Here is a 12530-nt window from a genome sequence, read left to right as displayed (position 1 = left end):
ACCTATGAAGACGTCATGTGGATCTTCTTCATTCGAAGAAGGCCCACGCGTGCGGACCGACGGTTCCGAGCGCGTGCCGGAACGGCTCGTCACCCAGATTCAACGCCAGAGCCATCCGGCCGTCGCCCTCCGCCGTCACCACGACGTGCTCGTTGGCCAGCGCTTCGACGGTGATCGTGGCCCGCGTCAGCCACGGATGCCGCCGCCGCACCCCGATCAGCTCCTGGTAAACGGCGGTGAACCCGGAATCGGTGACACCGTCCGGCCCCGGCGGCATCGCCGGGCGCACCGCGTCGTCGCCGCCGGGCCGGTCCTCCTTGACCGCCCGGAACCCGAACTCGTCGCCGTAGTAGACGCTCGGCACCCCCGGCAGGAAGAACAGCAACGCCATCGCATGCCCCACGTGCCGCGGATCGGCGACCCGGCTGGCGATCCGGGTGACGTCATGGTTGCCCAGGAACGTCAGCGGCAGGAAGTCGCCGGTCACGTCCCGGTGCCGGTCCAGGGCCCAGGCCAGCTCGAACAGGTTCCGGTCGTTCAGCGACGACCAGATCGCCTTCCACAGTTCGTACTGGGTGACCGCGTCGAGACCCGACCGGTGCACGTAGTCGCGGTAGTCGCCGTGGATCATCTCGCCGACGAACCAGGCGTCCGGGAACCGCTCACGAACCCTCGGCAGCACCGCGGCCCAGAACTCCGGCGCCACCGCGTAGGCCGCGTCCAGCCGCCAGCCGTCGGCCCCCCGCTCCAGCCAGTGGATCATCACGTCGGCCACGAAGTCGCGCACCACCGGCGACTCGTGATTCAGCGTGACCAGCCGGTCGTGGCCCTCGAACAGGTACGGGTACTCCCCGCTCCACCGCACCCACTCCCCCGACCCCGCCTCCAGCGCCCGCCGCACCGGCTCGAACTCCCGGCCGGCGTGATTGAACACCCCGTCCAGCAGCAGGCGGATCCCGCGCTCCCGGCACGCCTTCACCAGCGCGTCGAAGTCGGCGTCGTCACCGAGGCGCGGATCGATACGCAGGTAGTCGATCGTGTCGTAGCCGTGCGTGCCGGACGCGAACACCGGACCCAGCGCCAGACCGTTGCAGCCCAGCCCGATCAGATGATCCAGCCACCCCTCGAGGTGACCGAGCCGGTGGCTGACAGCCTGCCCCGGCCCGGCGGCCGGCTCCGCCCCGGTGAACCCGAGCGGATACACCTGCCACCAGATCACATGGTCGACCCAACCGTCACGCATGATCCGAGCCTATCCACCCCGGATCAGTGCCAGGCGGTGACGTACGCCGGCCGCATGACCTATTCCGTGAACGCGGTGAGGGACAGCGGAGCGGGGCGCCCACCGGGCAGCCCTAACCGCGCCGCCTGCTGCGCATGGCCCGGGTCACGGTCACCGGGGTGCCGCTGGGGGCCCGGCCGGCGGACAGGGTCACGTACTCCGCCGAGCCGGCCGGCACCAGCGCGACGCGTCCCTCGGAGTCGGCGTGAATGCCCCAGCCGTACCGCTTGCCGAGGTCGCTCGCCCGCAGGCACGGCTGCCCCTTGGCGAAGAACGCGGCCCGTGCGGCCGGGAGATCCGCCTCGGGAACGCCCCGCCGGTCGGCCCAGACCGTGAAGACCACATCGTCGGACGTGTACCGGTACGGCGCCTCCGCGATCATCCGGAAGGTGAGCGCCGCGATGCCGGCCGGGCTGCGCTCCGGCGGGACGACCGCGCTCGACACCGGGCAGTCCTCCGCGACACCGATGAACGTGTCGACATAGTTGGTGCTGTGCATGACGGCATCCTCGCCGCGGCGTACCGGCGGGGTCTTGGAAATTCGCGACAACCGCTGACAGGCTGAGACGATGACGACCACGTCGCGGATGCTCGGCGAGGCCGACCGGTCGGGCGTCCTGCACCCCGGCAACCTGCGGCTGTACGAGGCCACCGTCCACGACTGCGGCCCGGCAGCCGCCGTCGCGGTCGACCACTTCTGGACCGTGGCATGGGCCCTGTCCGACGGTACGGTCATCGAGCAGCGTGTGATCACCGATCCGGCGGTGACGCTGACCGTCGAGGCCGGTGCGGTCCCCGCCGCACTCGTCGTGACCGGCGTCCACAGCACTGCCTGGTCGCGGGACATCACCGGATCGGGCAGCGTGTTCGCGATCCGGCTGCGTCCCGCCGGGCTCGCCGTGGTGAGCGACCTGACGCCGGCGATGATCGCCGACCGGACGCTCGCGGTGACCCCCGCACTCGACGCCCGGCTGCACACCCTGATGCGGGCTGTCGCCGACGCCCCGGACACCGGCGCGCGCATCGCCCGGGCGACCGGCCTGATCGCCGCGATGGCCGCCGAGCGCCCGCCGGGCCCCCGCGCTCTGCTGGCGAACGAGGTGGTGGCCGCCCTCCATCGCGGCGACCAGGTACCGGCCGGACCGTCGGTACGGACCGTCCAGCGGGCCCTGCGGGAGACGATAGGTCACGGCCCGGACCGGGTCCGGCGGTGGTTCCGCCTGCAGGAGGTGGCCCGGCAGTTCGCGACGGGCGGTGCGGCCGCCGCGATCGCCGCCCGCCTCGGTTACGCCGACCAGGCCCACCTGGTCAACGACTTCCGCACCGCCGTCGGCATGACCCCCGGCGAATACGTGCGGTCGCTGCCGCGCCGCTAGGCCGTCCGGCCGTTCCGGAGCCCGGCCGGCCTCCGGAACGCGGCCTAGCCGTCGACCGTGCGGGACAGGTTGGCGATGCTCGTGACCAGCGCCGTCAGATACGCGTCGATGCGCCACGACGTCGCCACCACCGTGCCCAGCCGGGCCACCAGCACCGGGAGCGGCACGACCACCGGATCCGCCAGCCAGCCGGTCACCCGCAGCACGGCGTCGGCGATCAACCCGCGCACGATGTCACGGGCCAGCAGAATCAGGTCCCCGGCCGCCTTCGTGATCACCGTCATCGCCGTGCACGTCGCCACCAGCCCTCGTAGCGCCTCCACGTTGTTCGCCATCAGCGTCAGATACGCCCGTACGTCCGCCCCGGTCTGGCCGGCGAAGTCATGGTCGAGGCAACGCTGCAGATCCGTGCCGATGACCCGCAGGTCGGCGGCCATCAGCGACCACAGATCGGCCTGCTCGGCGACGACGTCCGGCATCCCGGCCAGATCGTCCACCAGCCGCCGCAACGGCTCGATCCGGACCAGTGCCACCTCCAGCCCGGCGGCCCGCAGCACCGCCACCTCGTCGTCGACCGGCAGCGCGAACTCGGCCACCGGCGCCGCCCCGGCCAGCAGCGGCTCCACCCACTCCCGGTCGGCGACGGTCGCCAGCACCGCGTCGATGATCTCGGTGGCCGACCGCGGGCCGTCGTCGGGTGTACCCACGAACGCGGCAAGACTCTGCCCGCCGCCGGCGACCCGGCGCAGCCCCAGCACCGTGATGACGAACGTCTCCTCCACATAGGCGATCAGTTCGTCATGCCGCACATGGCGGTCGCCCAGCCCGGTCAGAATCCACCCGCAGAGTGCCCCGAAGGCGGCCTGATCCTTTTCGAACCGCTTTGCCAGCACCCGCACCCGGCCCAGCCGCACCCGGAACTCGTCCAGGTGGAAGGCGTGCAGGCGCAGCCGGTCAGGCATCGACACACCAGCACGGTAGTCGACGGTCCGCCGTCAGCCCCGCCGGGGCGCGTAGCCCGGTGGCTGCGCCGGCGGCGGCAGAACCGGCTCCACCGCCACCACCGGCCGCGTCACCGGGGACTCCGCGATCACCTCAACCTCCTCCCCGTACAGCACGACCGGCAGCCGGCCCTCGCGCACGCTCACCCGTACCGTCTCGTGGTCCGCCTCCACCACCAGCCGCACCCCGCTGTGCCGCAACCGGAACCGCAGCCGCTCGATCCCGGTCGGCAGACGCGGCGCCAGCACCGGACCCGGGCCGGAGTCCCGTTCCCGCAACCCGCCGAACCCCTCGACGATCGCCGACCACGCACCCGCCAGCGACGCCACGTGCAACCCCTCCCGGGTGTTGCCGTTGATGTCCCGCAGATCCACCATGGCCGCCTCCCACGCGTAGTCGTGAGCCAGCTCCAGATGCCCCACCTCCGCGCACATCACCGCCTGCGTGCACGCCGACAACGACGAGTCCCGCACCGTGATCCGCTCGTAGTAGTCGACGTTGCGGGCCTTCTCCTCGGCCGTGAAGTCCTCGGCGCACCAGTGCATCGCCAGCACCAGGTCGGCCTGCTTGCACACCTGCCGCCGATACAGCTGGAAGTACGGCGCCAGCGTCATCAACGGCTGGTCCGGCCGTTTCTCCGGGAAGTCCCACGACGCGTACCGGGTGAACCCCTCCGACTGCGGATGCACACCAAGCCGCTCATCGAACGGCACATGCACCGCGTGTGCGCAGGCCCGCCACACGTCCGGCTCCTCGACCGCCACACCCAGCCGGGCCGCCGCCTCCGGGTGCCGGGCACACGCGTCCGCGGCCGCCCGCAGATTGCGCGCCGCCATCAGATTCGTGAACACGTTGTCGTCGGCGACCGCGCTGTACTCGTCCGGCCCCGTCACCCCGTCGACGTGCCACTTCCCGGCCGCGTCGTGATGACCGTACGACACCCACAGCCGGGCCGTCTCGACCAGTATCTCCAGGCCGCACTCCCGCTCCAGCCAGTCTTCGCCGGTGACCAGCCGGAATCGGTCCACCGCCCGCGCCACCACCGCGTTCAGATGCAGCGCGGCCGTCCCCGCCGGCCAGTACGCCGAACACTCCTGCCCGCCGATGGTCCGCCACGGGAACGCCGCACCCGACAACCCGAGCGTCCGGGCCCGGTCCCGGGCGTCCGGCAGGATCGCATGCCGCCACCGCAACGCGTCCGCCGCCGCGCGCGGCATCGTGTACATCAGCAGCGGCAGCACGAAGCCCTCGGAATCCCAGAACGCGTGCCCGTCATAGCCCGGCCCGGTCAGGCCCTTACCCGGAATCGGGCGCCCCTCCGCCCGCGCTCCCGCCTGCAGCACGTTGAACAACCCGAACCGCACGGCCTGCTGCAACGCCGGATCACCGTCGATCTCCACGTCGGCGGCGTCCCAGAAGTCGTCCAGATAGGCACGCTGCGCCGCCACGAGACCGTCCCACCCGGCATACCGGGCCCCGTTCAACGCCGCCGCCGCCTGGTCGCGCAACGCGTCGACGGACCGGGACGCGCTCCACCCGTACCCCAGGAATTTGATGATCCGCAACCGCCCGCCCGGCGGCAGCACGGTGACCACCGTCGTCCTCGCCCAGTCGGCCCGGACGTCGGTCTCCTCGTCGAAATCCTGATCCGTCTCGATGATGTGATCCATCCCCGCGGCCAGCAGCAGGCCGCTGCGGCGGGTCCGGTGCAGCAGCACCGCACCGTGCTGCTCGCTGTCCTGCTCCACCGCCTGCAGCGGGTCACCGAGCGCCGCCGCCACCCGCGGATCGTCGGAAACCTTCACCTGCTCCTCGTCGGCCGCCAGGCACGACTGCACCGTGACCCGCACCGGCTCGTCGCCCGCCACCACCTCGTAGGCGACCGCCGCCACCGCACGCTGCGTGAACGACACCAGCCGCACACTGCGCACCGTCACCCGGCGCCCGGCCGGCGACTCCCAGTCGACCTCCCGCCGCAACAGCCCGGCCCGCATGTCCAGCACCCGCTCGTGCCGGTGCAGCACACCCCGGCCCACATGGAACTGCTCGTCGTCGACCGTCAGCCGGATCAACTTGCCGTCGGTCACGTTCACGACCGTCTGCCCCTGCTCCGGATAGCCGTAGCCACCCTCCGGATACGGCAGCGGCCGCTCTTCGTAGAACGAGTTCAAATAGGTCCCCGAGATCTCGAACGGCTCACCCTCGTCCAGGTTTCCGCGCAACCCCAGGAAACCGTTGGTCAGCGCGAACACCGACTCCATCGGCCCCAGCAGCGCCGTATCCAGACGCGTCTCCCGAACCTGCCACGGATCAGCCGGACAGATCTCCTCATCGATCATGCCCCACGGTTACCGCATCCGGCCCCGCGGAAAACTGCGAAAACCCTGACAACCATGGGGGTACGCGAAGAATCGCGCCGCCCGGACCACGCCGTCCCGCGGACCACCACGCGGCCACCCGGCCGGTCCCGGCCGACAGCGCAGCCGCCGGGCTCATGCGGTGGTCCCGGAGACCCGTCCGGGTGTCGACTTCCGAAGCGATCTGCACCGAGACCATCGCCAACTGAGGATTCCTCGACCAAGCGCGGCCGGCGCGCGCGAGCCGCGCGTCAGCCAGTGCATAGACCGGTCGCGATATGGTGGCGGGGTGACGGCGTGGCGGGCAGGGGTGGTTGTCTGCGTCACCGGGGCCGTCCTGGCGCTGGTGTCGCTGGTGCTGCCCTGGTCGAACGCGAAGCCGGAGGAGGTGTGGTCGCCGCCGGTCCCGCCGCCCCGCTATCTCACCGAGTTGCCGCCGGCTCAGAGCTGGAGCGCGGTGCTGCTGCTGGCCGTCGTCGGTGCCGGAGCCGCGTTCTGTCTCGCGCAGGGCCGGCGGATGCCGCCCGCGTCGCAACTCGCGTTCGTCGTGATCGCGGCGGCGGCAGCGGCGGCCTGGCTTTTCCGGATCCTGGAGGTCCTGCTGCGGCAGGGCGCCATGCAGTCGGGCGTGCTGGTGGGCGCCTCCGGGGTGTCCACCGGTTACCAGCTCTACGTGGCCGGCCTGGGACTGGTCCTGCTCGGTGTCGCCGTCTCGGGTGCCGCCCCGGTCCCGGTCCGGCCCGGCACCCGGCCGTGGCGGGTCGGCGGCTACCGGATCCTGATGACTGTCGCAGTGATCTGCCTGCTGCCGGCGCTGAGGATGCCGTGGTACGGCGACGACATCTTCTACCCGGACCCGGACGGGCCCACCGAGCTCGACGTCGACGCGTGGTGGCAGATTTTCCTCGCCGCCGTGCTGATCGCGCTGGCCATGGCGGGCGCGGCGGCGTGGCGGCCGGCTGCCGTCCGGGTGTTCCGGCTGATCGGCCTGATGGCCGCCGTTGCGGCCCTGGTCTTCCTGGTCATGGGCAACGAGTGGCTGCTGGCCTACGAACCCGCCACGGCCCGCTACGTCAAGTTGCCGCCCGGCTCGGGTCTGCGCATCGGCCTCGGCGTGTCCGCCACGCTGATCCTCGCCTTCCTGCTCCTGCCGCCCGGCCCGGCGCGGCGTCAGTCCGCCTCGGTCACGCTCCTCGCCTGATCGTCGCGCCACCCGATCCGCGGCAACCGATCCGCCACCCGCACGCACCGAGTTGGCGATCACCGGGGAACGAGGCGGACCGAAGGGAACGGTGAGCCCGCGGAACCGCGGGCCCCGTACTCCGAAAGGGTCCGCTCTTGCGCCAGCTTCTTCGCCGCCTCGCCGTCGCCGCCCTCCTCGCCCCCGCCGCAGCCGGCGCCATGACGATGATCGCGTCCCCGGCCGAGGCCTCTGCGACGAAGGCTTCCGAGCAGGCGCTGCAGACCGAGGTCAACCGCCTGGTCAACGTCGAGCGTGCCAAGGGCGGCTGCTCCGCTCTCAAGGTGAACGACCAGCTCACCCGGGCTGCCCGCACCCACAGCGCGTGGATGGCGCAGACCAGGAAGTTCTCGCACACCGGCAGCGGCAGCTCGACGTTCGTGGCCCGGGTGAAGGCGACCGGCTACCGGCAGCCGTCGGCCGAGAACATCGCCTGGGGTTACCGCACCGCGGACGCCGTCGTCGACGGCTGGATGAACAGCCCGGGGCACCGCGCCAACATCCTCAACTGCAAGTCGAAGGCCGTCGGTGTCGGCGTCGTCCAAGCCGCCGACGGCACCCCGTACTACACCCAGGACTTCGGCTACTGATCCACCGATGCCCCAGCCCTCTCCCAGGGCTGGGGCATCGCCGTGCGCACACCCCGTACAGCATCCTAGGAGGTTAGGATCGTTGGTCACCCGGCCGGAGCTCAGCGCTGTTTCCGCCCGGCGGATACAGCACTCACGGCTGGCCGGTACGGCTCAGGCCGCTAACCGGACCCGGCCGGGTACGGCCCCCGGCGGAATTCGGTCGGGCTGGTTCCGTGCACACGTTTGAAGGCGACCGTCAGAGCGAACGCGTTGGCGTACCCCACCTGCCGGGCAATGGCGCTGACCGTGGCGTCGCTGTTGCGCAGCGCCTCGGCGGCAAGGTCGAGACGCCACTGGGTGAGGTACGTCATCGGCGGCCGCCCGACCAGGTCGGTGAAGCGCCGGGCGAACGCGGCCCGGGAGGCGCCGGTGGCGGCGGCGAGCCCGGCGACGGTCCAGGGCCGGGCCGGGTCGTCATGGACGAGCCGTAGTGCCGGCCCGATCAGCGGGTCGCCGTGCGCCCGGTACCAGCCGGGCGGGTCGGCGGCGGGGCGGGCGAACCAGGCGCGGAGCGTGGCGATGAGGGCCAGGTCGAGGAGGCGGTCGAGGACGACCTGCTGGCCGGGTTCGTCCCGGGCCACCTCGGCGGTGAGCAGCTCCATGATCGGCGAGTGGATCTGCGCGCGCGGCACGTGGACGATTCGCGGCAGCGCGGCGAGCAGGCGCCCGCTCACGAGGTTGGACACCTGATAGGTGCCGCTGGCCAGGATGGTCGACCCGTCCGGGTGGTCTGTCCCGGTGCGCCGCCAGAGGCGGCTCGTGTTGGTGCGCTGGAGAGTCTCGGCGGTGATGTCCACCCCGTCCAGGTCGATCAGGCGGTTGCCGGGGCGTACCGAGATCTGGGGTGGGGTGGAGGGTTCGTCGGCGACCGTGTACGGCTCGGGACCCTGGACGATCGCCACTCCCCCGGCCTCGACCAGGACCTTCTCACCGTCGTCGAGGATCACCCAGGCGTGGCCGCGCAGCGGGGTGGCAAGAGCCAGCGGCGCCTGATCGTCGATCCGCAGCCCCCACGGCGGGTCGAGGACGGCCTGGCAGAACGCGGCGGTGCGGGCCCGTACTCCGTCAAGGAGGTCACCCAGAGGGTCCATGACCGTCGATCGTAGACGCCCGGACATGCAACCGAGTCCCTGGAACATGGATCGTCTCGATGATTGCCACTTGACTGTGTACATCGGAAACACGTCAGGAGGCGTCATGTACGCGATCACCGGAGTGACGGGCCACGTCGGCGGAGCCACCGCACGGGCCCTGGACGAGGCGGGCGAGCCGTTCCGCGCCGTCGTGCGCACCCCCGGCAAGGTACGGGACGCGGTCGTCGCCGACCTCACCGACCGGGCCGCGCTGGCAGCCGCGTTCACCGGTTGCCGCGGCGCGTTCGTGCTGTTGCCGACCAACGCCGACGGCGACGACACCTCGCATCGGCGGATGGCGGACACGATCGCCGGCGCGGTCGCCGACAGTGGCGTGCCGCATGTGGTGATGCTGTCGTCGTACGGCGCGGACCTGGCCGCCGGCACCGGGCCGATCCGCTGGCTGCACCACCTGGAGAACCGGCTGCGGGAGACGGGTGCGGTGGTGACCGCGATCCGGTCCCCGCACTTCCAGGAGAAGGTGGCGGATCTGCTCGGCGCGGCCGCCGGCGCCGGCGTCTACCCGGTGTTCGGTGAGTCGGCGGACGTGCCGATGCCGATGGTGGCGACCCGGGACATCGGGGCCGCCGTGGCGCACGCGCTGACACGGCCGCCGGCCGCGAGCGAGGTCGTCGGCCTGGAGGCACCGGTCTACACCGAACGTCAGGTGGCCGAGGCGCTGGGCGACCGGCTCGGCCGGAAACTCGAGGTGATCACCCTGCCGCGGCCCGCGTGGCTCGGTGCGCTCACCGAGGCGGGCATCCCGCCGGGTCTGGCCGCGGAACTGGCCGAGCTGTACGCCGCCGGCGAGCAGGGCCTGCTGGAGCCGCGCGGCGACCGTACCCGTCCCTGCACGACCGAGCTGGAGGTCACCCTTCGCGAACTGGTCTGATGCTGCGTAGTGGGCGGCTGGCCGCCGCCCTGCTGGGTGCGGTGCTGCTGACCGCCGTGTCCGCGGCCGGGGTGACCGTGGCGCTGAGCCGCTATGTGCTCGGCTTCGCCGGGCTGGACGCCCGCATCCCGCTGTTCGCCCTGGTCTTCATCCTGGCCGTGGGGGTCGACTACAGCATCTTCGTGCTGCGCCGTTACCGGGAGGAGCGGGTGACGCACGACCCGGTGACGGCGATGCGCCGGGCGACGAACGCGACCGGCGGGGTGGTGACCAGCGCCGGTGTGGTGCTGGCCGCAACGTTCCTGGTGCTGGCGGCCCTGCCGCTGGTCGCGCTGACCCAGCTGGGCATCGCGGTGGCCACCGGGATCCTGCTCGACACGTTCGTGGTCCGGACCGTCCTGATGCCGGCGCTGGTGATGCTGCTGGACCGGGATCGAAAGGACCGGGATCAGAAGGGCCGGGATCGCAGTGGCCGGGATCAGACCACGAGACGGTCCACGAACGCGGCGACCACGTCGTCCGGGTCGGCGGGTGCGCCGATCGACGTGGTCAGCATGTCGAGCAGCAACCCGTCCAGCGCGTAGTGCAGCAGGGCGATTTCGAACGGCCCGCCGGGCAGTCCGGTACCGGCGTGGAAGGCCACGTCCTCGGCGTAGCCGCGGCGCAGGGTGCCGCCGAGGATCGCGGCGAGCCCCGGCCGGCGGGCCGCCTCCAGGCGCAGCTCGATCAGGGCCCTGGTCAGGTCCGGCTGCCGGGTGGTGCGCTCGACGATGTAGCGCAGGTAGTCGACGAACAGGTCACGGCCGGGTGGCCGGGCGCCGAGCTCGGCGATGACCTTCTCGTCGGGCGCGAACCGCTCCATGATCCGTTCGCCGAGGGCGCCGAGCAGCGCGTCGCGGGAGCGGAAGTAGTTGGACGCGGTGCCGGCCGGGACGCCCGCCCCGGTGTCGACGGCCCGGTGGGTCAGGCCGCGGGCGCCGTGCTCGGCGAGCACCCGCAGTCCGGCGTCGGCCAGCAGGCGGCGGCGGTCGGGATTCCTCGGCATGAGGCGAACACTAGCAGAAACCACTACGGCTGTTGTAGTTTTAACCACGACACCCATAGTGGTTAGGGGAATCTGATGCGAAAGATCGTGTACTTCGTGGCCACCACCATCGACGGCTACATCGCCGCACCCGACGGCTCGTGGGAGTTCATGGGCGTTCCGGACGACGTCCTGGCCTACATGCGCGGCCACTGTCCGGAGACGTTGCCGACGCATGTACGCGCGGCCATGGGCGTCGACGAACCGAACAGGCTGTTCGACACCGTGCTGATGGGCCGCAACACTTACGAGCCAGCACTACAGGCCGGCATCACCAGCCCGTACGCCCATCTTGAACAGGTCGTCTTCTCCCGGACGATCACCGAGCCGCCGGACCCGGCCGTGCAGATCGTCGCCGACGACCCGCTCGGCTTCGCCCGCAAGCTCAAGGAACAACCCGGCCGGGACATCTGGCTGGCCGGCGGCGGGAATCTGGCCGGGCAGGTGCTGCCGGCCGTCGATGAACTGGTCCTCAAGCTCAACCCGGTGATCGCCGGCGACGGCATCCCGCTCGCCGCGACCGGGTTCGACCCGCAGCGGTTCACGATCGTCGACGTCACTCAGCTGACCAGCGGGGTCGTCGTGCTGCGCTACCGCAGAGCCTGATCAGCGAGGGACCACGAGGCGAGCAGATCGAGCGCCTGCGCGGTCGGCGAGCCCGGCTCGGCGGTGTACACGGTCAGCGTCAGGCCCGGCTCGGCCCGCAGGTCGAGGCTCTCCCAGGCCAGGGTGAGATCACCGGCCACGTGGTGCCGGAAGTGCTTCGTGCCGGTGGCGTGGGTGCGCACGTTGTGCGAGCCCCACCGCCGGCGGAAGTCGTCACTGCGCGTGGAGAGCTCACCGACCAGATCGTGCAGGCCCTTGTCGTGCGGGTCCCGGCCGGCCGCGGTACGCAGGTTCGCCACCGTCATGTCCGCGGCCAGCGACCAGTCCGGGTAGAACCGGTGCGCGGCGCTGTCCAGGAAGGTGAACCGGGCGAAGTTCGGCACCCCGGAGGGATCGGCACAGGCGTCGCTGTACATGGCCCGGCCCAGGTGGTTCGCGGCCAGCATGTCCTGCCGGTTGTTGACCAGGATCGCCGGACTGGTGATGGCGTCCAGCGACCAGCGCAGACTGGGCCGCAGCGTCCACTGCCGGGGCCGCCGGGCCGGCCTCAGGATCGCGTTGCTGCCATTCGCCTCGTGGGCCAGGCTCACCAGGTGGGCGCGCTCGGCCTCGTCGAGCTGCAGCGCCCGGGCGATCGCGTCGAGGACGCCGGCGGACACCCCGGCCAGGGCGCCGCGTTCCAGCTTCGCGTAGTACTCCACGCTCATCCCGGCGAGCGCGGCCACCTCGCTGCGGCGCAGGCCCTTGACCCGGCGCTGCCCACCGGCCGGGATGCCGGCCCGCTCGGGCGAGATCTTGGCCCGGCGGGTGGTGAGGAAGTCACGGACCTCTGCTCGGTTGTCCACCCCTCTGACGGTACGACCCGCGCCGCCGCCGAAGGATGCCCTGTCGGTACACCCATGGTTAGGTCCGGCCATCGGTGGGCA

Annotated in this window: 13 protein-coding genes; 6 read left to right on the top strand and 7 right to left on the bottom strand. The window is 71.6% G+C overall.

What is annotated here, in order from left to right; translation table 11 throughout:
- Nucleotides 1–28: 28 nt before the first annotated feature.
- Nucleotides 29–1243, bottom strand: a complete 1215-nt coding sequence (locus AB0G04_RS34220; RefSeq protein WP_360991481.1) for an alpha-amylase family protein — start codon at nucleotides 1241–1243, stop codon at nucleotides 29–31.
- Between the two features lie 112 nt (nucleotides 1244–1355).
- A complete protein-coding gene (locus AB0G04_RS34215; RefSeq protein ID WP_360991479.1) occupies nucleotides 1356–1781 on the bottom strand; it encodes a DUF6157 family protein in 426 nt (141 codons plus the stop codon).
- Nucleotides 1782–1851: 70 nt separating this feature from the next.
- Between AB0G04_RS34215 and AB0G04_RS34210 the strand changes: the two genes are divergently transcribed.
- Entirely contained in the window at nucleotides 1852–2658 is an 807-nt protein-coding gene (locus AB0G04_RS34210) for an AraC family transcriptional regulator (RefSeq protein ID WP_360991476.1), read from the top strand.
- A 44-nt stretch (nucleotides 2659–2702) separates the two neighbouring features.
- Here AB0G04_RS34210 and AB0G04_RS34205 read toward each other — a convergent pair whose 3' ends face one another.
- Entirely contained in the window at nucleotides 2703–3626 is a 924-nt protein-coding gene (locus AB0G04_RS34205; protein WP_360991474.1) for a hypothetical protein, read from the bottom strand.
- Between the two features lie 27 nt (nucleotides 3627–3653).
- The gene (locus AB0G04_RS34200) at nucleotides 3654–5999 is read right to left on the bottom strand and encodes a glycosyl hydrolase family 65 protein (RefSeq protein ID WP_360991471.1); all 2346 of its coding nucleotides are present in this window, start codon (nucleotides 5997–5999) and stop codon (nucleotides 3654–3656) included.
- A gap of 307 nt (nucleotides 6000–6306) precedes the next feature.
- On the opposite strand from AB0G04_RS34200, the gene AB0G04_RS34195 reads away from it, so the two are divergent.
- Both AB0G04_RS34195 and AB0G04_RS34190 read left to right on the top strand, forming a co-directional pair.
- Nucleotides 6307–7218, top strand: coding sequence for a hypothetical protein (locus AB0G04_RS34195; protein ID WP_360991468.1), 912 nt, complete (start codon nucleotides 6307–6309; stop codon nucleotides 7216–7218).
- Nucleotides 7219–7355: 137 nt separating this feature from the next.
- Nucleotides 7356–7847 carry a CAP domain-containing protein gene (locus tag AB0G04_RS34190; protein ID WP_360991467.1) on the top strand — a complete coding sequence of 164 codons (492 nt, stop codon included), beginning with the start codon at nucleotides 7356–7358 and terminating at the stop codon, nucleotides 7845–7847.
- Between the two features lie 161 nt (nucleotides 7848–8008).
- Here AB0G04_RS34190 and AB0G04_RS34185 read toward each other — a convergent pair whose 3' ends face one another.
- The gene (locus tag AB0G04_RS34185) at nucleotides 8009–8980 is read right to left on the bottom strand and encodes an AraC family transcriptional regulator (RefSeq protein ID WP_360991465.1); all 972 of its coding nucleotides are present in this window, start codon (nucleotides 8978–8980) and stop codon (nucleotides 8009–8011) included.
- Nucleotides 8981–9086: 106 nt separating this feature from the next.
- Between AB0G04_RS34185 and AB0G04_RS34180 the strand changes: the two genes are divergently transcribed.
- The gene (locus tag AB0G04_RS34180; protein WP_360991462.1) at nucleotides 9087–9914 is read left to right on the top strand and encodes an NAD(P)H-binding protein; all 828 of its coding nucleotides are present in this window, start codon (nucleotides 9087–9089) and stop codon (nucleotides 9912–9914) included.
- The gene (locus AB0G04_RS34175) at nucleotides 9914–10498 is read left to right on the top strand and encodes an MMPL family transporter (protein WP_360991459.1); all 585 of its coding nucleotides are present in this window, start codon (nucleotides 9914–9916) and stop codon (nucleotides 10496–10498) included. Before AB0G04_RS34180 ends, AB0G04_RS34175 begins: the two co-directional genes overlap by 1 nt.
- Here AB0G04_RS34175 and AB0G04_RS34170 read toward each other — a convergent pair.
- Nucleotides 10393–10959: a TetR family transcriptional regulator gene (locus AB0G04_RS34170; protein ID WP_360991456.1), complete on the bottom strand. Its 567-nt coding sequence runs from the start codon at nucleotides 10957–10959 to the stop codon at nucleotides 10393–10395. The two genes, AB0G04_RS34175 and AB0G04_RS34170, sit on opposite strands and share 106 nt — an antisense overlap.
- Before the next feature lie 75 nt (nucleotides 10960–11034).
- On the opposite strand from AB0G04_RS34170, the gene AB0G04_RS34165 reads away from it, so the two are divergent.
- Nucleotides 11035–11604, top strand: a complete 570-nt coding sequence (locus tag AB0G04_RS34165) for a dihydrofolate reductase family protein (protein WP_360991453.1) — start codon at nucleotides 11035–11037, stop codon at nucleotides 11602–11604.
- On the opposite strand, the gene AB0G04_RS34160 is transcribed toward AB0G04_RS34165, so the two are convergent.
- Complete coding sequence (locus AB0G04_RS34160; RefSeq protein ID WP_360991451.1) at nucleotides 11589–12449, bottom strand: helix-turn-helix transcriptional regulator; 861 nt, start codon at nucleotides 12447–12449, stop codon at nucleotides 11589–11591. The genes AB0G04_RS34165 and AB0G04_RS34160 overlap by 16 nt on opposite strands.
- Between the last annotated feature and the right edge of the window lie 81 nt (nucleotides 12450–12530).

Source organism: Actinoplanes sp. NPDC023801 (assembly GCF_040639655.1).
Taxonomy (GTDB): domain Bacteria; phylum Actinomycetota; class Actinomycetes; order Mycobacteriales; family Micromonosporaceae; genus Actinoplanes.
This window is presented reverse-complemented; position numbering and strand designations above follow the sequence as displayed.

What these genes read in the sequence shown, in the direction of transcription:
- AB0G04_RS34175 (WP_360991459.1), top strand. Translation starts at nt 9,914, where the DNA reads ATGCTGCGTAGTGGGCGGCTGGCCGCCGCCCTGCTGGGTGCGGTGCTG.
- AB0G04_RS34200 (WP_360991471.1), bottom strand. Translation starts at nt 5,999, where the DNA reads ATGATCGATGAGGAGATCTGTCCGGCTGATCCGTGGCAGGTTCGGGAG.
- AB0G04_RS34215 (WP_360991479.1), bottom strand. Translation starts at nt 1,781, where the DNA reads ATGCACAGCACCAACTATGTCGACACGTTCATCGGTGTCGCGGAGGAC.
- AB0G04_RS34220 (WP_360991481.1), bottom strand. Translation starts at nt 1,243, where the DNA reads ATGCGTGACGGTTGGGTCGACCATGTGATCTGGTGGCAGGTGTATCCG.
- AB0G04_RS34210 (WP_360991476.1), top strand. Translation starts at nt 1,852, where the DNA reads ATGACGACCACGTCGCGGATGCTCGGCGAGGCCGACCGGTCGGGCGTC.
- AB0G04_RS34185 (WP_360991465.1), bottom strand. Translation starts at nt 8,980, where the DNA reads ATGGACCCTCTGGGTGACCTCCTTGACGGAGTACGGGCCCGCACCGCC.
- AB0G04_RS34165 (WP_360991453.1), top strand. Translation starts at nt 11,035, where the DNA reads ATGCGAAAGATCGTGTACTTCGTGGCCACCACCATCGACGGCTACATC.
- AB0G04_RS34180 (WP_360991462.1), top strand. Translation starts at nt 9,087, where the DNA reads ATGTACGCGATCACCGGAGTGACGGGCCACGTCGGCGGAGCCACCGCA.
- AB0G04_RS34170 (WP_360991456.1), bottom strand. Translation starts at nt 10,959, where the DNA reads ATGCCGAGGAATCCCGACCGCCGCCGCCTGCTGGCCGACGCCGGACTG.